The following is a 19,638-nucleotide window of genomic DNA, read 5'->3' as shown; positions in this document are numbered from 1 at the left end:
AGTTTGTAGTTTGCCCTTATTTAGACTGAATCTAAATAGACAAACCTCCATTTAACTGCCGCTTCCAAGTACCATAAGCGTATATTACAATAACCGTGTAAACGACCATTAACAAGGCAAACAATACTGCCCCTCGGCTGTAATACAAACCAGCATAAGCCAAATCAATGACAAACCAGTAATACCAATTCTCCAGCTGGCGGCGCACCAACATTATCGTTGCCAACACAGAAAAAGAAGTCGTAAACGCATCCCAGTAAGTAGCATATGCAGTTGTATGACTAAAAAGATAACCAAGCAACACTCCCCCAGCTACACCAATAACAAGATACAAAAGGTGATCCTGTTTCGTCATTCGACTGATGGGCATTACACCACCTTCCTCACTACCTTTTTGCCAATTATATAAGCCCCAGAAGCCCATCACTACATAAAACACTTGCAGTAGCACATCAGAATACAGTCCATAGCCATAAGCAGCATAAGCCCAAAGTGCACAACTGATAATTCCGAAAGGCCAGCACCAAGCATTATTTCTTGCCGATAATACCACGTACACCAAGGCAGTGAGTGTAACGATCCAATCAAGCCAACCTAGGGCCACTATTTCCTGTACAAGCTGAATGAACATAAACGAATTTTCTAATAACCTAATTCATGAACCAAAAGTAGGCATAAGTGTTTTATAGTAAAGCTATTATTTGAAATAGTTAAACTAAAAAATATGAAATACCTAATTGTTCTTCTGACTTTATTTGGTAGTTATTCTCTCCACAGTCAGATTAGTTCTGTCGACCTGTTCACCTCTAATGCACGGATGGATCAACGCAATTACGGTAACGGCGTTACCAAGCTATTGATTGATGGAGACAATCTAGCTAGGCAAGGGCGCTGGAATGAAGCTATCCAGGCCTACGACAATGCAGTAGAGCAATGGCCCAACTGGGCACCTGCTTACTTGAAACGCGCTATGGCCAAGCGACGGATGGGACGCAACCTTGAAGCCGAACGCGATCTTCACCGCGCCTTCCTGATTAGCCCCAATAGTGTCATGCTATTCAGCCTCAATAATCCTAAAAGCAAAATGCGATTACTGGCCACCTTACCTTCTGAAGCAGACCATCATGAAACCACTGAAACGATTTACTCCCTAAAAGCCAGCGGGCAGCTCATGGAAGCCAGCTATCTGATCAACGAAATAGAAGAAAATCAAAACCTTTCTGCACCAGAAATTGCCTTATTACGAGGGAATATTCAACTGCTCCAAGAAGATCATTTTCAAGCCATCGCTTACTACGACTGGGCCCTCCAACGAGGTACTTCTCCTGAACTTCTTCATAACCGTGGCTTGGCCAGAATCCTTACTTATAATTTTTCTGATGGCTGCGCCGACCTGGAACACGCAGGCAACCTGGGGTACGAACCCAGTGAGCAGCAGCACCTAGACTTGTGCTCTTTCTAGAAATTTTCATATAATTTAGCTAATTCTTATTGGCGGCTGCAAATCGGATTTGCAGCCGCCTTTTTTCATCCCACTTAAAAGGATACCACTACCTTTGAGCGATGAGTAATAAAACACTTGTTCTCAGCGCCACCAGCCTGGCCTTTATGTTGGTTTTTGTAGGTGCTATAGGTTACAGCAGCAAGGCCATTTTCATTAAGCTGGCCTACCGCTACGGTGCCGATAGTGTCTCGCTGGTAGCTTTACGTATGGCTTTCTCCCTACCCTTCTTCTTGATAGCCGCTGCATACAGCCAAAAGCAACGAAGAACCAGTGACTTCCAGTTGAGTAAAAAGCACTGGGGGCAAATCATTTTACTAGGTATTATGGGGTACTATGTAGCCAGCCTATTCGATTTTTGGTCCTTACAATACCTCACCGCCAGCTTGGGCCGACTCATTCTCTTCACCTACCCTACCCTGGTATTACTACTTTCGGCGGTCTTTCTCAAGCGGCGTCTCAGTTGGGGCGAGGCAGGTGCCGTATTGCTCTCCTACATTGGTATAGCCCTGGCATTTTCGCAATCTGTAGAGCTGGCACAGGGCGAATTCTTCTGGCGCGGGGTAGCCTTGTCCTTTGGCAGTGCCCTGGCTTTTGCCATTTACTTGATGGGCAGTGGCGAATTTTTGCCTAAGATGGGTACCCTTCGCTACAATTCAATCACTATGAGTATCGCTTGCTTTGCCATTATTATCCACCATGGCATCCAGCACCAGTGGGCACTTTTCCATTTTCCGGCGCCCGTCTACTGGCATTGCTTTGGTATGGCCATGCTAGCAACCGTCATACCCAGTTTTATGGTTGCCGAAGGTATCCGCCGACTGGGGGCCGGGCCAGCGTCCATCATCAGCAGCGTAGGCCCTATTTCTACCATCATGCTGGCCTCCGTATTTCTAGGAGAAAGCTTCGGAAACTGGCAATGGCTGGGAGCCGTCTTCGTCATTGGTGGAGTTCTCCTGCTTTCGTGGTGGAAAAGAAAAAGAGGAGCGCCGACCTCTACTAGCAATCGTGCCTAAATTATTATGGGCCTCCGCCTACCTGCGGTGGCGTCAGGCTGTCCGTCCTTTCAGTCCTCCCATCCTTAGTCCCTGCGCGCTCCGCTTACCGAGCTTCGGCCTGCTGGCCTGCGCACTGATTTATCAAAAAAGGCTATAAGGTTCAGCGAGGTAACAATGAAGAACGCCGTGACGATCACCGTAGGTAAAATCTCGGCACCTTGTACCCTAAAGACGCGAAACGGCACCCATCCTTCTACAGATTTCCATCAATAGTCCAGCTAAGGGATAAAACACCCTGCAAATGTCCGGAACATAGCAGTTGAGGTTCAACAAATTAGCGCTAACTTTATTGAAAAGGGAGAACTCCTTTTATAAAACCTCTTCCGATGGCCAAAAGAATACTTTATTTGTTGCTACCTGTCTTACTCTTGTGTGCCTGTACCGAACCCATTGTTCGGCAGGCTCCGGTAGTCGTTAACGAGACAGTTAGTTTAGGGTTTTTCGCCTTTGCGGATGGAACGCCCAACTTTACCCCTTACTACGACAAACGTACCCTTGTCTTCGAAAATGAAGACGGTCTGACCTATACCTTCCAAATGAATCAGCCTATTCTACAAAGTGAATACAGCTACCTAAAAACTTTTCCGCATCCAGACCGATCGGGCGAATTCATTGACTACCGCTATGCCGGCAATCGAGCCTCTTTTGAATTTGTCTGCACTGAACTTGGTGCTAAGCTAGTAGTTGCTTTGAAGCCTGAATTATGCGAAGACCCCCAACTGAATCCGGAGATACTTCCAGTCGATTTCTTAGAGATACGTGGCATTGGCTTCAATGATGGCGACGTAAACCTTCGAGACCCTGCACTAGCTGTAGATATCAAAAATAATAGGCCCTGCCCAGGAGGCCGAAGACTTGGAAACATTACCCTTGGAGGCAGGGAATTCAGCAATGTTACCTCCGAACGCCAGGAATTAGGAAACCGCTATTTTGAAGTGTACTATTCTCCCGAGGAAGGCATAGTAGCATTTGGCACTACTTATCTATTCCTGGTATTAAAAGAGGCGTACTAGGTTCTCTCCCTAGCCAACTAAAAGAAACAGTCCTTAAAATTACCGAAAGTCTTCTGCAAAGAAGGCCAGCAAAGCACAAACTGTATGGGGATGTTGAAAGCTGCCAGTGAGTAGGCGCTGTTTTACTTCCTCTCGTGGCATGGTTATCAGTGTAATATCTTCGCCATCATCCAATTGTGCTGTGCCTGCAAACGTAAGGTTACGAGCAACAAAGTGGTGAACAAAGCCCTCCATAAAGGCGGGGTTGGAGGGGTTGCTCCCGAGTGAGGCCCAGGAAGTAGCCTGGTAGCCTGTTTCTTCCAGCAGTTCCCGGCGGGCGGCAGTGAGGGGGGCTTCGCCAGCATCTATCAATCCCCCTGGTAGCTCATACAGGTAGGCTCCAACACCAAAGCGGTATTGTTTCACCAGGAGGATTTCTCCCTTAGCAGTCTCTGCAACAATCTGTGCTGAATGACCGCCTTCTAGTAGAATCATTTTCTCCTCGTGTCCGTTCCGCGGATTGATCATCCAATCAAAGCGCACCTGGAAAAGCTTCAAATCGGGGCCTTGCTCCGAACGGGTACGCTGCCAGGATGGGGAGCTAGAGCTGTTTTCAGGAATCATATTCTGTATTTTCTTGAACCACCAAGGGCACCAAAGACTCCCTCCTCGGTCCTCCCTCACAGAGAGAGGAAGGCGTGACAAGTGGGTTATTTATAGTCCTCCAAGGGCACCAAAGGTATTTTTTTTTGAGCCATATCAGGGATTATAAGGAAATATTAATGGAAGGTTGCGCTGGGCAAATTCACGAATTCCCCTGAATGATACACGAATTTGGTGATCCGAAATTTGAAAAGGAAAGCGCGTAGGCCTTTAGGCCGGAGCGCGACCGCAGGGACGAGGAGCGGCAGCGATAGTAGCCTCCCGCAGGGGGCGGATAGCGCGGCGGCGAGCACCACCACCCGCAGGAAGGTGGTGCGCTGCCGGCTGCCCAAAACAAAGGGCTACAGTAACCAAAACGAAGGCTGGCCGCCTAGCTTTGGAGCCAGTCGCTGTAGGCGCTTTCCGAGAAAACTTGGGTGAGTGGTCGTCTTTTCGAAACAGAAGCGCTTGGGCAACTGAGTGTACAACGACTTCGGTGGTTTGCAATTTTTGAGCATACAACCCGCGTCGTAGGTATGGTAAAAAATGCGGCTCACCCCGATTTCTTCCCACAAGAGGCGAAGAGTAGCGGTGAGCATAGCTTCGGCCCACACCTCGCCGTAAGCTTTGAGCACCTGCTGAAGGTAGTGTTCGTATTTGTCTACCTCCAGGCTATGGCGACTACGCTTGGTGGTCCATTCCCGCCATTGGCCATTGGCATCGCGCTTACGGTGGCGGCGCTCGATAACCTCTTCGTTGGCAGCCTTCCACCAGTCGGTCTGCACCTCCTCTATGAGAGCTTCCTCCAGGTTTTCGCTGAGATCGATCCGTGCCCAAGCGAGGGTAAACTCCTTACCAGCCGCCCGACTCGGGTGCCCCCAGTACTTGAAAGGATGGCGGTGTGTACCATCCACCAACTGCTGGTACTCGCGATTGTGGTCGCTGGCAAAGTTGAGTTGCAGCACCAAATTGTATCCCGGACGGGAGGTCTGCGCCCAATTGCGGGAGAAATGACGTTCCTGCCCCCACTGGCCAAAGCTAAGGCGAAAAGACAGCGGATCTGCGGCGCGTAGCAGCTGTAGTCTATTGAAATCAAGCATACCATCGCCCCAGTTGCCACGAGCTTTTTGCAACAATGGCCGATCCAATAAACGTCCCCAACGACTGTTGGCTATCGTTTTGAGTTTTTGAGCCTCGGGTAGCGTTTGTCTTTCTAAAAGGTAGCGGGCGTATTCATCCTTGGCGTAATAAAATACACGACGCTGCCCTTCCAGTACTTCCAAGAGGAAGTCTAGTGAAGAACGATCCATAACCGTAAATTTTGATAATCAAGTACTAAGCACGAGGATAAGCAGATGAGCGCATCACTTGACCCTGAAACCAGTACTTTAAGTTCAACAAAAAAATGATAGAAAGTGCTCCTGTATCAAGAAAGGGGAGCATACCAGCATTTGGGCATTCGTCATCCAAGGCGAGTGCATACCGCCATGTCCGCAATGAGCATGCTGGAAATTGTGAAGTTATGGAGACAGAACATGACAGCTTATTTTTTTTGTGACTGCCTACCCTAACAGTAGAGAAGAACGAGAAAGTTCCCGAGAAACATTATTCGTACAATTTCACTTCAAAAACGCCATCTTTGATTTCAACAAAGCTGTTTCTATTTTCGTTGGTAAAATAAATTTCAAAAGTGCTTTTAACGGTTTGGGTGGCTTCATCGAAACCGGTAATCGTCACAAATCCATTTTTGTCGTCATTTAACTCTAATAAATCAATACCACATTTCTTTTGTCCAAGTACTTAAGAATACCCCAAACGCAGAACCCCCCACCTGTTATTTTAAACAAAAAATATTCAAAAACAAAATATAAGCATATTTGTATTTTAAGCAAAATTTCATTAGCTTTACAATTCTCTTAGTGACCTGACAACCACTAGGAAAATCGAAGGTCTCTACCCCCAGTTTGTCATGGGGCATTCAGCGGTTTTTTTTTGCGTATTGCTTGGCTGTTGCCGCTCTGGCAGCAGAGATAGACGCACGCCCTATACGGTCGTTTGACTAGGGGCGGTTTCGGCGATCTGGCAGGAGGGTGGGCCCTCCACTTGGGGCTCTTGAGTCACCCTCAAACGCCACAAACACCTACCTATCAATTGTTTAAAAGATCAGTTATCTTCCGCCACCCCTTTTCTTTCGCTAGCACAGCCCTCGTCATCAAAGCATAAGTATTATTAAATCCCAACGGGTTTAGCCAAAATATCCCATCTTTTTGCTCACAGTTTTCTTTCACGTAATCATACACGGCATCGGCATCGGTAAAGATGGCATTTCGGATACTGTCAGTGGGTTGTAGTAATACCTGAAACCCCGTACCGGTATATTCAGGGTAGATATCAATTTCGCCCGTACGCAGGGCATCGTAGCAAATCTTGGTTCCCCCTAGCCCAGGCTTTGCGACGACTCTGATGCTGGTATGACCTTCAATAAGTTGACGAAAAATCTCTACCAACAGGTATTGCTCTGTAAAAAGCTTCGAGCCGATCAGTATTTCTCCCTTGCGCTCGCCATCAGGCGCTTGCCACAGGTTTTGTTGGCGCAAGAAATTGGTAGCGACCTCACTCACCGATCGGTGCAAGTGGTCTACCTCGTAATTGAGCCGAGTCATGAGGCTATCGCTAATTTTCGCGCTTAGCAACTCGATGGTTGGTCTTAATCCTGGGTACTTCAATGCGGTTTTGCCATTCAATAAAGCCGCACACTGATAAGGCGGAAAAGCATGCTGATCATCCTCCAAAACTTTGAGATCGTAGGCTTTGACGCGACCATCGGTAGAATAACCACTGATGATTTCTACCTCGCCTTCGGCGACTGCGCGATACAGCAAGCCGGCATTTAAGATCAGGGTATTGAACGCTATGCCCGGATACTGTTGCTCGATACTCTGAACGCCATCGGCTCGCTCTGCAAACTCAGGATCGAATGCAGCCGAGAGCAGTTCCGTATTCGCCGGCCCTCGCCAGGCCATCCATCCCAAGATGGGGATCAACAACAAGAGGGCCGAGGGTTGCTGTTTCCGCTTCTTGCTTAACAATGCTAGTCCTTGATCGAATAAAATCGCCAATCCCGCGGCTGGAATGGCTCCCGCAAGAATCATCTGATTGTTATTGAGCGCAATACCTCCGAAGATAAATTCCCCTAAGCCACCCGCTCCGATATACGCAGCAAGCGTAGCCACACCTACATTAATCACTGCTGCCGTACGTACGCCTGCCAAAATAACGGGCAAAGCTAGCGGCAACTCTACCTGTTGCAATATTTGCCATTTGGTCATACCCATACCAGCAGCAGCTTCACGCACTACAGGGTCGACGCCCTGAAGGCCCGTGAAAGTATTCCGCAGAATCGGTAGGATAGCATACAAAAGCAGGGCGAAAATGGCAGGTTTAACACCAATACCCAAGAGGGGAATCAGGCTTCCCAACAAGGCAATGCTAGGAATCGTTTGCAAAATCCCGGCCCCGCCAAGGACCCACCGTGACCACGCATTCCTACGGGCTATCCAAATCCCCGTAGGAATAGCAATCACACAAGCCAATAGTATTGACAACAGGGTGAGCCCCAGATGTTCGAAGCTCAGCTCTAATAGTTTGTCACTATTCTCCTCCAAAAAAATTAAAAAGTTCATCTGGTTAACTGGTATTAACGTAAAGTAAGGTTGAGTTTTACAGCCACTGCTTGGTAAGAGCTTGTTCTCAATCTTTGGTTTCCCAATATCTCTTTACCCTCTACAAAGTACCTTATACCCTAAAACCCTTCCTGCAAAAATGCAGCGGCTGTTTCCGTAATCTGCGCTGGCGAGAACCATTGGCCTACTTCATTGACACCTATTTTCACCTTGGGGCCTGGTACCAACAATTGCTCTAACACTTCTTGTAAGGATGCTGTACTCGGAAACGGTACCTCTTGAAAAGAGGCTGATGGAGCGGTGTTATTCAACCCTTGAAGATCGTCAACCGTCAGCACCTGATAAGCCAGCCCCAGGCGTTGAGCAGCGAAAAAATTGCGAACAAAATCATTGGCGGGGCTAAAAAGTAATTCGCGCGGACTACCTATTTGCTGTAGTTGCCCTTTGTCTAAAAGACAAATCTGATCGGCCAATTCAAAAGCCTCCATCACATCATGGGTAACCAATATGACGGTCTGCTGCTGAAAAGCCTCCAATTCTCGAAAATCCCGTCGTAACTCCTGCCGGGTTATTGGGTCCAACGCACTAAAGGGTTCATCCATCAACAACACGGGGGGCTCGGCAGCCAAAGCCCGAGCAATACCCACGCGTTGTTGTTGCCCACCACTGAGTTCATGCGGAAAACGAGTCAAGAAAACTTCAGGAGCTAGACCTAGGCGTTCCAGCAGAAGCTGGCAACGTGCTGCTATACGCGCTTCAGGCCACTTCAGTAGGCGAGGTACCACCGCTATATTTTCGGCAATAGTGTAATGTGGGAACAAACCAACATCCTGGATCACGTAGCCCATCCTACGGCGCATCGCCTCTAATGGTAACTCACGTACGTCTTCTCCTTTTAGCAATATTTTTCCCTCACTAGGCTCAATCAGGCGATTGAGCATCTTCAAGGTGGTGGTTTTACCACTCCCGCTAGTTCCCAGCAGCGCCAAGGTCTCCCCTTCTTTCACCTGAAACGAGAGGTCATCCACGACGATGGTCTCTCCAAAGACTTTACTCAGTGCTTGTACTTCAATCATTGAAGCAAAATACTAAAATAAACTCACCCCAAATACTTGCCCAAAAAGCCGAGCATCGAACGATAAAACTCAAATCGATTTTCTTCATTTTGGAAGCCGTGCCCCTCGTTGTATTTCACCAAGTAGGGTACTTCAATTCCGCGTGAACGCAGCTGTCGTACAATCTGGTCTGATTCATCAATATTTACCCGTGGGTCATTGGCACCTTGAGCGACGAATAGCGGCGTGCGGATTTTATCGACATGAAACACAGGTGATGTTGCACGCATCTGCACCTCGTCCTCCTCCGGGTGGCCTACCATCGCATACAGCATATCCAGGTAAGGCTTCCAATAAGGCGGTATCGTCTGCATAAACGTAAACAAGTTGCTCACCCCTACGTAGTCAATCGCACAGGTGTACAAATCTGGCGTGAAGGTTATCCCTGCCAGCGTAGCATAACCGCCGTAGCTGCCACCATAAATAGCAACCTTTGCGGGATCAGCAATCCCCTCGGCAATCAACCAGTTTACACCATCGGTTATATCATCTTGCATGGTCAGGCCCCATTGCTTAAAGCCCCCTTCCCAAAAAGAGCGCCCGTAACCAGTACTGGCCCGGTAGTTCATTTGAAATACGGCGTAACCACAACCGGCCAGCAACTGTGCCTCCGGATTGTAGCCCCAGCTATCGCGCACCCACGGCCCTCCATGTGGGTTGATCACCACCGGCAACGGGTCGCCAGTATGCCCCAACGGCAAGGTCAGATAGCCCTGTATGGATAGCCCATCGCGACTTTGGTAGGTCACCGACTTCATCGGTGCCATGTCTTCTTCTTTCAACCAAGGGCTCACTTCAGTGACCAATTCAGGTGCATCCAACGTTTCATCATAGTAATAATAAGCCCCTAGCGAACGGTCGCTATAAGTACGGAGCAAGAAGCGCTCCTCGGCTTTATCCTTACTCACTACCGTTATTTCGTAATCTCCCAAAGCTTTACGCCAAGCGTCGTAGCGGGCACGTCGAGTCTCCTCAAAAAAGTGGTGCTGTTGCTTCCAGGTGGTATAACTTACTTCCGTCAGCACTTTATGTCTCCGCGAATAATGTAAACTGCTCACATCCACATCAGGATGTGCAAAAACAGGTTCGCCTACTTCTTTACCTTCTGCCAAATCGTATTTAATGATCACCATCTTGTCACGATCCAGGTTAGAAGCTGTAAAAATGACGTCGCCATCGTCGAAATCAAAAAATAAAGGGCTCAAACTTTCCTTAAAACTTGTTTCACTTACTACCGCAAAATCATCTTCCTCTTTTCGACGATACAACAACTGTTCATTCACACCACCTACCATCCGGATAGCTACCCGCAAACGGCCTTGGTGATCCGTCAGCCATTGTACAATGGGTTGCAGCGGGTCGGTATTCTCGGCCAACTGCTTCATCTCGCCAGTATGAATATTGATTCGGTAAGGCTCAAAGAGCTGAGGGTTATTCTTATTCAAGCCAATAATGAGTTCGTTCTCATCATCGTATAAATCGTCAATAATCTGGATGGTCACCTCAGGAAAAGGCGTCAAGTCACGTGGGTTCGCGCCATCTTTATCTACAGCAAAAAGCTGGTAGTTCTCATTACCACCGCTGTCTTTTACAAAAACAATACGCTGGTCACTGGCCCAGAAAAAACTACCAATACTGCGGTCGGTTTCCTGCGTGATCCGTACGGCTTTATCCTCTCCCAGAAGGCGCACATGGATATTATTACGTCGTTGGTAAGGTGCCAAAAAAGCCAAATATTTCCCATCTGGTGACAGCTGAAAAGCCGTCTGTTCCGGCAAACGGAAAAAATCCTCCACAGCGTAGTTCAACTGCGAGGGTATATGTGCTGAGAGTGCTGCGATTTCCTCATCATTGCTCGGCAAATCTGGGTCGCCAGGCAGTGAGGCAGCAGTCGTGCTAGTTTCCTTCATTGTGTAAAGAAAAAATTTTTATACGACCTTTTCATCGTATAGCCCGATAATTAGTCAATTATCTTCTTTTTTTGGGCGTGCCCCCGCCTTTTGACTTTATTTGGCGGTTTTCTAGGTCGGCAAAGAACCCTAATGATGCATTAATATAAGCGGCAATGGGCGGCGGGGTCGCTCCCTTCTGGGCTCGCTGTCGCTCGGCCTCTCTGCGTTCGGTCTCTACCCTTCGGGCAGCCCCGCCAGGCAGCTCACGCGTTTTGGAATCCATAGGAGGAAAGTGACAACTCGGAGTTAAGCGACCGTAAAGGCATCTTATACCTAAAAGTGTAAACGTTGGGTGAGTGTAAGGGTGTAAGAGTTATAAGTTAGCATTCGGTGATGTCCTCCACAAAATCGGAGACAGCTGATACCTCTAGGGAACTTTAAACAACCTTTACACTTTTACACCCTTACACGTTTCCAACTAAACCTCATACACCCGCACCTTACGCTTCTTCAGGTGGGTATTATCGGTCAATTCGATCAACTGCTTGAGTTTGTTGCGGCGTACAGCGACGAAAGTACAGTCTTGTTTCAGTTCAATATTTCCTACGCTGTCCTTGGGCATTCGGCCCTGCTTGAAGAAAAAGCCGGCTATATCTCCCTTAGAAATTTTGTCGCCACGGCCACCAGAGACAAACACCGTTGTCCAGTCAGCTGCGCCCGGCAGTGGGGCTTCATTGAGTATCTGCTCAGGCAGTTCTCCGATAAAGTCTGGCAATTCTTCTTCCTCCCAGTGCAGCACGTAGGCAGTGCCTTCTTTGTGCATCCGGGCGGTACGGCCATTCCGGTGGGTAAATTCTTCCTCCCGGTGCGGCAGGTGGTAGTGGATGATAAACTTAATCTCCGGCACATCGATACCCCTAGCAGCAAGGTCGGTCGCAAGTAGCAACTGCAGACTACCATTGCGAAATTTAATCAGTGCTCGCTCACGGTCGCGCTGCTCCAAACCGCCGTGAAATAGCGCATGTGGCACCTCCAGTTCGTCGAGGTAATTGCTCACGCGATCAATACTGGCCTTATAGTTACAGAAAATAATCCCTGGCTGGTTACCCAAATGACGTAGTGCAGCACCCAGCGTTTGAAGCTTATCTTTTGTCGGAGAGATAATGCTTCTGACATCTAAATTGAGGACGCCATCACCCAAAAAATCTACCTGCGTTGGTTTATTGAGCTGGATAAAATCAGGAATCGTCACCGCTGGGGTCGCCGAGGTGAGAATACGCTTTTTGAGATGTGAAAGGGAATTCACAATCTCACTCATTTCCTCCTCAAAGCCTACTTCCAGTGATTTGTCAAATTCATCTAGTACCAGGTACTTGAGCTCTCTGGTCCGGAAGCTGCGCCGCCGCAGGTGGTCTGCGACCCGGCCCGGCGTTCCGATCAATATAGCTGGCAACTTTTGCAATTCTATCCGGTCTTTAGCGATGGGTCGCCCACCGTAAACAGCATTGGTCTTATATCCGGTCCCCATTTCACGGGTAACCTGCTCAATCTGAATCGCGAGCTCACGAGAAGGCACCAGAATCAGGGCCTGCACCTCTTCGCTTTCAGGATTCAACATGGCTATTAGTGGTAGCAAAAAAGCTAGCGTCTTACCACTACCCGTAGGTGATAATAATACCAGGTCGTTACCATGCTCAATGGCCAACTGGGCCTCCTCTTGCATGGCGTTCAACTCCGTGATCCCCAGCTTCGCTAATATCTGCTCCTTGTTCTTCAATGGACTTATCATGCTGCAAAGTTAGTAGTACCTTTTTGTATTCAGGCATTTAGGGCGAAAAACTTAAGCGTATGCGGGTTGCGGCTTTTTACCACATAGTCATAAAGATATTTTGAACCACCAAAGGGCACCTAAGGTTTTTTATCACATAGACACATAGTTTTTTTTGACACATAGTCACATAGAAGTGCGGGGTGCGGGACATACTTCCGACTTTGCCACAGGCATCCCCCACATAGTGACCCCTTCGGGGCATTTGGGGCCGACTTCCAACTTTAAGTGCGGGTGCGGGGGTAATCGTACCAACACGATCTACGGTTGGGACACATCTCCCCAAAAAACAAGGAACACGATCAAGAAGAAACACCTCGGAGAGGTGGAATATTGGTAGAATAATATATGACCTCTGCTAAGGTCAATTCCAAACATATAGATGTGTCCCAACCGCAGAATGCGATCATACGATGATGCCTAAAAAACCACAGTACCCTTCTACAACCTAGCAATTATTACCCCTATCTTGACTCCCCCATTCTCAACCTAACGATATGACGCTCTCAAAAAAACAACCATTAAGCATTTTTGCATTGCTGGCCTTCCTTGCAACATTTAGCACTTGTGGCTCAGATGAGTGTCATGAAAAGTATTTTGATTACTCCTTGAATATCAAAATCTTACTCCAGGATAAAAACACTGGTGAATCTCTAATTGGCCCTTTTGGAAAAAGATATGATACCGACTTGGGCGTTTTTTTGACGGATGCTCAGAACAATGATATCCCCATAACTTTGCTCAATGATATCATTAGCTTCAACATTGAATTAGACAACAATATTCCAGTCGATGAAACCATAGATGTGGTCTATTTCCTGGACCTCCCCCCTTGGGAAGATAATCGCAACAGAGACATCGACACTTTGAGATTTGAGTTAATAATTCCGGAATCAAATAGCGAATGCTATTCTTTTGAGTTTGGAATGATGAACTATTATTTCAATGAAAAGCTATCTTTCTCAGGTCTTTCAAATAACCTTGAGACTGATGGAGCGCATTTGACAAGTGAGAAGTAATCCGTTCTGTAAACCTCCCATACTCTTAGCTCAATTCCCTATCTTCGCCAGCCAAATTGTATACAACCTATGATTCTCAGCGATATCAAGATACTGGAAGCCATCGACAACGGAGAAATTGTCATCGAACCCTTCGACCGTAGCTGCTTGGGTACCAACTCCTACGACGTGCACCTCGGCAAGTGGCTAGCCCATTACAAAGACCATATCCTCGACGCTAAAAAGCACAACGAAATCGAGCATTTTGAGATCCCAGAGGAAGGTTTTGTACTCCACCCCAACACGCTCTACCTGGGTGTTACCCACGAATATACAGAGACCCACGCCACCGTCCCTTTCCTTGAAGGCAAGAGTAGTGTAGGTCGCCTCGGTATCGATATCCACGCTACGGCGGGCAAAGGCGATGTTGGTTTTTGCAATACCTGGACCCTCGAAATTTCCTGTACTCACCCTGTGCGCGTATACCCAGGAATGCCCATTGGCCAGCTCATCTATTTCATGGTCGACGGCGATATTGAAAATTACTATAACAAAAAGGCCAACGCCAAATACAATACCCGCACCATCAAGCCGGTGGAAAGCATGATGTGGAAGAACAAGTTTTAGACCAAAACCTTCCCCTCAATCTCCTCTTCCATAAAGGTCATCTTCAGGTTTTCATCAAAAATGGCGCGCATCGCAAAAGCTTGTTCGCGAGCCATGTATTGGTAAATGTGCCAGTCGGTAGCAGGAGTAGCCAATGTTTCCAGCGCCGAAAAATCTATCCATTCCAGCTCCCCTTCATCACAGGGTGGCGCTTTCTGCCATGGAATGTCTGCCATATAGATGCTACACCACCAATTGTACTCCACTGGTGAGGTTTCTACCAGCGAGCCCATAAAGCGGAGCTTTTGCAACTTGATCCCCGTCTCTTCTTCTACTTCTCGCAAACCGGTTTGGTAAGGGTCTTCGTAAGGGTCAACCTTCCCTCCTACCGGCACATAGAGGCCGCGATTAGGTTNATTGGCTCGCTTGAGCAACAAAAATTGCGTCTCACAACGCAAAACCACCATGACTGCCGTCCGTTTTAATCCTTTCATATATCAACTCCTTTTATCATCTCCAATATTTGTGGCAGCACCGGATGTTGGTTTTCCTTGTTCCAAATCATAGAAAGAACCGCTCGCTGGCTTATTCCTGGCAGTTCCACAAACCGCACCGAAGGCTGGTAGCCTTTTTGCAAAGAAGTAGGCACAATCGAAATCCCAAAACCATTCTCCACCAAGCGATAAATCGTATTAGCGTGTACCGTTTTGTGCGCTACGATTGGCGTAAAGCCACTGTCCGAGAAAATACTCATCACCTTGGCGTAATAACTTGGGCTATAATCTTCCTCAAAAAGAATAAATGGCTCTTTCCGCAAAGCACTCAAATTCCGCAAGTCTTCCTTCCTTAAAGGAGAATCCAATGGCACCACTAATGAGAAGGTCTCTTCCCAAACTGGTCGAATTTGCAAAGTCGCCGGCACCTTTTGCAAACGAACAAACCCCAAATCTATCTCCCGGCTAAGGAGGCCCTCCACCTGTTTATTATTGTCCAGTTCCTGTAACGAAAACTGAATGCCGGGCAAGTGAGTTTTAAACTGACCAAACAACTCCGGGATGATATTCTGCATCGCCGAGCCTACGTAGCCCATTCGGATGCTCCCCAAAACACCTTTACTGATCTCTCCGGCCTGGCTCAATAAATTGCCGATCTTTTTTAGTACCAACGCCAATTCGCTTTGCAAAAACCGTCCCGCTGCGGTAAGCTCCACCTGCTTATTGTTTCTTGCAAACAAAGGATATCCCAATTGCTGCTCCAATTGCTGAATCTGCCTACTGAGCGCTGGCTGAGAAATATAAAGTTGCTCTGCAGCCTTCCGAAAGTGAAGCGTTTCCGCCAAAGCGAGAAAATACCGAAAATGACGAAGCTCTATTTGATTACTCACGGTTATTAATTCTTATAAAAATCGAATTGTAAGTTATCAAAAACACCAGTAATTTTGTTCTGAATTTGTTTAAACCACCTATTTTCTATGTTTCACTACGGGAAAGATGTATTAACTGCCGGCAAAGCCCTGGCCATCGCACGCGGAAAACTCAGCGCAACACTTGCTGCTGATACCCGTTCACAGGTAGCTGCATCTCAGCGTATTGTGGAACATGTTGTAGAACAAGGAGCGGCCGTCTACGGTATCAATACCGGATTCGGCCCTCTCTGCAACCAGACGATCTCTAAGGAGGATACCGCCATTTTACAGAAAAAGCTACTGCTCAGCCACAGCGTAGGCGTTGGTAATCCGATTGATAAAGAGATCTCAAAGCTCATGTTGATTCTAAAAATCCATGCGCTCTCCCAGGGTTATTCCGGCATTGCTCTTGAGGTACTGGATCGCTTGCTTTGGCAACTGGAGGAGGACATTATTCCGGTGGTACCAGAACAAGGGTCCGTCGGTGCTTCTGGGGATTTGGCGCCTTTGTCTCACCTTTTTCTGCCCCTATTAGGAGAGGGTGAAGTATTCTATCAAGATAGCCGCCACCCCACTGCAGAAATTCTTACTAAATACAACAAGGAAGCATTAGTACTAGGCCCTAAAGCGGGTTTAGCCCTCATTAATGGCACCCAGTTTATCGCAGCACATGCAGTACTCTTGGTCGAGCGTTTTCACAATTGTTTAGCCCATGCAGACCTGATCGCCGCGTTGATGGTAGAAGGCCTACAAGGCTCTGACTCGCCGTTTAACCCCAAGCTGCACCAAGTTCGCCCCTACCCCGGCACGGTACACGTGGCGCAGCGGATGGAAAGCTTTCTAAGTGATTCGGCGATTATGGCCGACCATGAAAACTGTGACCGCGTTCAAGACCCCTACTCTCTACGTTGTGTGCCTCAGGTCCACGGCGCTTCGCGGCAAGCTTGGTTGCACCTGAAGGAAGCCGTAGAAATTGAAATCAATGCGGTGACCGATAACCCTGTCGTTTTTTCCGAAGAGGAAGTTATCAGCGGAGGGAATTTTCACGGTCAGCCGCTAGCCCTTCCGCTAGATTACGCTTGCCTTGCTTTGTCGGAATTGGGTAACATCTCTGATCGCCGTTCTTACCTTTCATTGGAGGGTAAGTCTCCGGGAGTACCCAAACTTTTATTGGCCGAAACCGGCGTCAACTCCGGTTTTATGATCGTCCAATATACCAGCGCAGCACTGGCCAGTGAAAACAAGACGCTTTGCTTCCCCGCCAGTGCCGATAGCATCCCCACTTCACTTGGACAGGAAGACCACGTGAGCATGGGCTCCATCGGCGCTCGTAAAGCATTGAGGGTTTGTAGTAATGTTGAAAAAATCCTGGCCGTCGAGATGCTTTGTGCTGCTCAGGCGGTCGACTTCCAACGACCGCTCACCTCTAGTCCGGTACTCGAAGCGGTACATACTACTATCCGGCAGCAAATCCCTTTTGCAACTGAAGATCGTATTTTTGCGAAGGACATCAACACAGCATTAGGCATTCTACAACGTGGTGATCTGCTTACCGCAACTGCGCCTTACATAACACCAGCCGCTTTTACCCATACCTCGCTTTTAGAAGAATTTTAAACCCTAATTTTGACGCTCATGCTAGCTACTTCTGTAAACTTTCAACAGCAAATTTTATTGGGAATTCCTTCTGAATTGCCCACGCCTAAACCTTATCCGGCAGATGCCAACCGAGCACCAAAACGCAAGGATATCCTCAGCACGGAAGAGAAAAAACTTGCTATCCGTAATGCTTTGCGCTACTTTCCAGCAAGCTGGCACCCTACGCTAGCGCCTGAATTTGCGGAAGAATTGAAGGAATACGGTCGGATTTATATGTACCGTTTCCGCCCGGATTACAAAATGTACGCCCGCCCTGTAGCCGAATATCCTGCCCGATCCCAGCAAGCAGCGGCGATCATGCTGATGATCCAGAACAATCTGGCCCCCGCCGTCGCGCAGCACCCCAACGAGTTGATCACCTACGGCGGCAACGGCGCTGTCTTCCAAAACTGGGCCCAGTACCTGCTCACCATGCAGTACCTCGCCCAAATGACAGATGATCAAACCCTACACGTTTACTCGGGTCACCCAATGGGACTTTTCCCCTCTCATCCGGAAGCTCCCCGCGTAGTGGTCACCAACGGTATGATGATTCCCAACTATTCTAAACCAGATGATTGGGAACGTTACAATGCACTCGGTGTTACGCAGTACGGACAGATGACCGCTGGCTCTTACATGTACATTGGCCCGCAGGGTATTGTACACGGAACGACCATCACCGTGATGAATGCTTTTCGCAAAACCCTCCCAGAAGGAGCTACACCACACGGCCACATTTTCCTGACGGCAGGCCTGGGAGGTATGAGTGGCGCACAACCCAAAGCCGGTAATATTGTAGGCTGCATCACTATCTGTGCAGAAGTCAACCCCAAAGCAGCTACCAAGCGCCACGAACAAGGCTGGGTAGATGTACTGATCGACAACATGGATGATCTGGTGCAGCAAGTAAAAGCCGCCCAAGCCGACAAAGCCACTGTATCCTTTGCCTACATTGGCAATATTGTAGAAGTTTGGGAGCGGTTTTACACCGAAAATATCCACATTCAACTCGGGTCCGACCAGACTTCGCTGCACAATCCTTGGTCGGGAGGCTACTACCCCCTAGGCTACAGCTTTGAAGAGGCCAATAAGTTGATGCGCGACGATCCTGAGGCTTTTGAACTAGCCGTTAAAGAAACCCTGCGCCGCCACGCTACAGCCGTTAATCAGCACACTGCAAGAGGCACTTACTTCTTTGACTACGGCAACGCCTTCCTTCTCGAAGCTTCCCGTGCCGGTGCCGATGTAATGGCCGAAAACGGTATCGACTTCAAGTACCCCTCCTATGTGCAAGACATTCTGGGGCCGATGTGTTTTGATTTCGGATTTGGCCCATTCCGCTGGGTGTGTGCTTCGGGTGAAGCAAAAGACCTAGACTTAACGGATGCCATTGCCGCTAGAGTTTTGGAAGAAATAAAAGCTACTGCTCCGGCAGAAATTCAACAGCAACTGGCCGATAATATCCACTGGATAAAAAATGCCAAAACCAATCAACTTGTAGTAGGATCACAAGCCCGTATTCTTTACGCCGATGCGGAAGGAAGAGCCAAGATTGCCCTTGCTTTCAATGAAGCAATTGCAAACGGAGAGCTCAGCGGTCCTGTCGTTTTGGGCCGTGACCACCACGATGTGAGTGGTACAGACTCCCCTTATCGGGAAACCAGCAACATCTACGACGGTAGTAAATTCACCGCCGACATGGCCATTCACAACGTTATTGGCGACAGCTTCCGGGGTGCCACTTGGGTATCCATCCACAATGGGGGCGGTGTCGGCTGGGGCGAAGTGATCAACGGCGGCTTCGGCATGCTACTGGATGGTTCTGATGCAGCCGCAGTACGTTTGCAACGAATGTTGTTTTTTGATGTCAATAACGGCATCGCTCGCCGCAGTTGGGCCCGCAATGAAGGCTCCATCCAAGCAATTCAGCGAGAAATGGACAGGACGCCGGGCCTCAAAGTAACCCTCGCTCAACTGGTAGATGATGAGTTGATTGATGGTTTGGGGGTTTGATGGTTGGATGGTTGGATGGTTTGTTGATGGTTGATGGTTTACCAAGACGACCACGCGCATAACGCCTCCCTTCCCCTGCGAAACACAACCCGAAACGAAGCCATTATAGACAATGGGAAGGTGCGGGGTGCGAGGCGCTGAATACTTCCGAACTCAGACTTTCCGACTTCCGACTTTGAAGTGCGAGCGTCGTACCTTCTTCTTGGGCCGTGTTATGATTGAGACATACCTTAGTATTTGATTTTGACCTCGGAGAGGTCGTAG

Annotated in this window: 17 protein-coding genes; 7 read left to right on the top strand and 10 right to left on the bottom strand. The window is 48.3% G+C overall.

Annotated elements, in window-relative coordinates; all coding sequences use genetic code 11:
* Window positions 1-31: 31 nt before the first annotated feature.
* Window positions 32-631, bottom strand: a complete 600-nt coding sequence (gene pnuC / locus A3EU_RS0114655) for a nicotinamide riboside transporter PnuC (RefSeq protein WP_020536934.1) — start codon at window positions 629-631, stop codon at window positions 32-34.
* Between the two features lie 93 nt (window positions 632-724).
* Between pnuC and A3EU_RS0114650 the strand changes: the two genes are divergently transcribed.
* The 3 genes from A3EU_RS0114650 (at window position 725) to A3EU_RS0114640 (ending at window position 3,572) form a co-directional block, all read left to right on the top strand.
* Window positions 725-1,462, top strand: coding sequence for a tetratricopeptide repeat protein (locus tag A3EU_RS0114650; RefSeq protein ID WP_020536933.1), 738 nt, complete (start codon window positions 725-727; stop codon window positions 1,460-1,462).
* A gap of 101 nt (window positions 1,463-1,563) precedes the next feature.
* The gene (locus A3EU_RS0114645) at window positions 1,564-2,517 is read left to right on the top strand and encodes a DMT family transporter (protein WP_020536932.1); all 954 of its coding nucleotides are present in this window, start codon (window positions 1,564-1,566) and stop codon (window positions 2,515-2,517) included.
* A 368-nt stretch (window positions 2,518-2,885) separates the two neighbouring features.
* Window positions 2,886-3,572 (top strand): hypothetical protein, encoded by a 687-nt coding sequence (locus tag A3EU_RS0114640; RefSeq protein WP_020536931.1) that lies wholly within the window; start codon window positions 2,886-2,888, stop codon window positions 3,570-3,572.
* A 39-nt stretch (window positions 3,573-3,611) separates the two neighbouring features.
* On the opposite strand, the gene A3EU_RS30550 is transcribed toward A3EU_RS0114640, so the two are convergent.
* The 7 genes from A3EU_RS30550 to A3EU_RS0114595 form a co-directional block, all read right to left on the bottom strand.
* Window positions 3,612-4,175 (bottom strand): NUDIX hydrolase, encoded by a 564-nt coding sequence (locus A3EU_RS30550; protein ID WP_020536930.1) that lies wholly within the window; start codon window positions 4,173-4,175, stop codon window positions 3,612-3,614.
* A gap of 380 nt (window positions 4,176-4,555) precedes the next feature.
* Window positions 4,556-5,503 (bottom strand): hypothetical protein, encoded by a 948-nt coding sequence (locus A3EU_RS0114630; protein WP_020536929.1) that lies wholly within the window; start codon window positions 5,501-5,503, stop codon window positions 4,556-4,558.
* A gap of 295 nt (window positions 5,504-5,798) precedes the next feature.
* Window positions 5,799-5,930 carry a hypothetical protein gene (locus tag A3EU_RS35280; protein WP_020536928.1) on the bottom strand — a complete coding sequence of 44 codons (132 nt, stop codon included), beginning with the start codon at window positions 5,928-5,930 and terminating at the stop codon, window positions 5,799-5,801.
* Window positions 5,931-6,340: 410 nt separating this feature from the next.
* Entirely contained in the window at window positions 6,341-7,876 is a 1,536-nt protein-coding gene (locus A3EU_RS0114615) for an ABC transporter permease/substrate-binding protein (RefSeq protein WP_020536926.1), read from the bottom strand.
* A 119-nt stretch (window positions 7,877-7,995) separates the two neighbouring features.
* The gene (locus A3EU_RS0114610) at window positions 7,996-8,952 is read right to left on the bottom strand and encodes an ABC transporter ATP-binding protein (RefSeq protein WP_020536925.1); all 957 of its coding nucleotides are present in this window, start codon (window positions 8,950-8,952) and stop codon (window positions 7,996-7,998) included.
* Window positions 8,953-8,975: 23 nt separating this feature from the next.
* A complete protein-coding gene (locus A3EU_RS0114605; protein WP_020536924.1) occupies window positions 8,976-10,901 on the bottom strand; it encodes a S9 family peptidase in 1,926 nt (641 codons plus the stop codon).
* Between the two features lie 460 nt (window positions 10,902-11,361).
* Window positions 11,362-12,672, bottom strand: coding sequence for a DEAD/DEAH box helicase (locus tag A3EU_RS0114595; RefSeq protein ID WP_020536922.1), 1,311 nt, complete (start codon window positions 12,670-12,672; stop codon window positions 11,362-11,364).
* A 536-nt stretch (window positions 12,673-13,208) separates the two neighbouring features.
* Here A3EU_RS0114595 and A3EU_RS0114590 point away from each other — a divergent pair.
* Together A3EU_RS0114590 and dcd are read left to right on the top strand one after the other, a co-directional pair.
* Window positions 13,209-13,730, top strand: coding sequence for a hypothetical protein (locus A3EU_RS0114590; protein ID WP_020536921.1), 522 nt, complete (start codon window positions 13,209-13,211; stop codon window positions 13,728-13,730).
* Window positions 13,731-13,799: 69 nt separating this feature from the next.
* A complete protein-coding gene (gene dcd, locus A3EU_RS0114585; protein WP_020536920.1) occupies window positions 13,800-14,336 on the top strand; it encodes a dCTP deaminase in 537 nt (178 codons plus the stop codon).
* Here dcd and A3EU_RS0114580 read toward each other — a convergent pair.
* Both A3EU_RS0114580 and A3EU_RS0114575 read right to left on the bottom strand, forming a co-directional pair.
* Window positions 14,333-14,782, bottom strand: a complete 450-nt coding sequence (locus A3EU_RS0114580) for an NUDIX hydrolase (protein WP_425412687.1) — start codon at window positions 14,780-14,782, stop codon at window positions 14,333-14,335. The two genes, dcd and A3EU_RS0114580, sit on opposite strands and share 4 nt — an antisense overlap.
* A gap of 23 nt (window positions 14,783-14,805) precedes the next feature.
* The gene (locus tag A3EU_RS0114575; RefSeq protein ID WP_026211404.1) at window positions 14,806-15,699 is read right to left on the bottom strand and encodes a LysR family transcriptional regulator; all 894 of its coding nucleotides are present in this window, start codon (window positions 15,697-15,699) and stop codon (window positions 14,806-14,808) included.
* 87 nt (window positions 15,700-15,786) lie between these two features.
* On the opposite strand from A3EU_RS0114575, the gene hutH reads away from it, so the two are divergent.
* Window positions 15,787-17,337, top strand: a complete 1,551-nt coding sequence (hutH, locus tag A3EU_RS0114570) for a histidine ammonia-lyase (protein WP_020536917.1) — start codon at window positions 15,787-15,789, stop codon at window positions 17,335-17,337.
* An 18-nt stretch (window positions 17,338-17,355) separates the two neighbouring features.
* Window positions 17,356-19,374, top strand: coding sequence for a urocanate hydratase (locus A3EU_RS0114565; RefSeq protein WP_020536916.1), 2,019 nt, complete (start codon window positions 17,356-17,358; stop codon window positions 19,372-19,374).
* The last annotated feature ends 264 nt before the right edge of the window (window positions 19,375-19,638 follow it).

Origin of the sequence: Lewinella cohaerens DSM 23179 (assembly GCF_000379805.1) — a bacterium.
Classification (GTDB): Bacteria; Bacteroidota; Bacteroidia; order Chitinophagales; family Saprospiraceae; genus Lewinella; species Lewinella cohaerens.
This window is presented reverse-complemented; position numbering and strand designations above follow the sequence as displayed.

Coding starts and splice junctions, on each gene's coding strand:
- A3EU_RS0114565 (WP_020536916.1), top strand. CDS start 17,356: ATGCTAGCTACTTCTGTAAACTTTCAACAGCAAATTTTATTGGGAATT.
- A3EU_RS0114590 (WP_020536921.1), top strand. CDS start 13,209: ATGACGCTCTCAAAAAAACAACCATTAAGCATTTTTGCATTGCTGGCC.
- A3EU_RS0114610 (WP_020536925.1), bottom strand. CDS start 8,952: ATGATTGAAGTACAAGCACTGAGTAAAGTCTTTGGAGAGACCATCGTC.
- A3EU_RS0114650 (WP_020536933.1), top strand. CDS start 725: ATGAAATACCTAATTGTTCTTCTGACTTTATTTGGTAGTTATTCTCTC.
- hutH (WP_020536917.1), top strand. CDS start 15,787: ATGTTTCACTACGGGAAAGATGTATTAACTGCCGGCAAAGCCCTGGCC.
- dcd (WP_020536920.1), top strand. CDS start 13,800: ATGATTCTCAGCGATATCAAGATACTGGAAGCCATCGACAACGGAGAA.
- A3EU_RS30550 (WP_020536930.1), bottom strand. CDS start 4,175: ATGATTCCTGAAAACAGCTCTAGCTCCCCATCCTGGCAGCGTACCCGT.
- A3EU_RS0114595 (WP_020536922.1), bottom strand. CDS start 12,672: ATGATAAGTCCATTGAAGAACAAGGAGCAGATATTAGCGAAGCTGGGG.
- A3EU_RS0114615 (WP_020536926.1), bottom strand. CDS start 7,876: ATGAACTTTTTAATTTTTTTGGAGGAGAATAGTGACAAACTATTAGAG.
- A3EU_RS0114645 (WP_020536932.1), top strand. CDS start 1,564: ATGAGTAATAAAACACTTGTTCTCAGCGCCACCAGCCTGGCCTTTATG.
- A3EU_RS0114605 (WP_020536924.1), bottom strand. CDS start 10,901: ATGAAGGAAACTAGCACGACTGCTGCCTCACTGCCTGGCGACCCAGAT.
- A3EU_RS0114630 (WP_020536929.1), bottom strand. CDS start 5,503: ATGGATCGTTCTTCACTAGACTTCCTCTTGGAAGTACTGGAAGGGCAG.
- pnuC (WP_020536934.1), bottom strand. CDS start 631: ATGTTCATTCAGCTTGTACAGGAAATAGTGGCCCTAGGTTGGCTTGAT.
- A3EU_RS0114640 (WP_020536931.1), top strand. CDS start 2,886: ATGGCCAAAAGAATACTTTATTTGTTGCTACCTGTCTTACTCTTGTGT.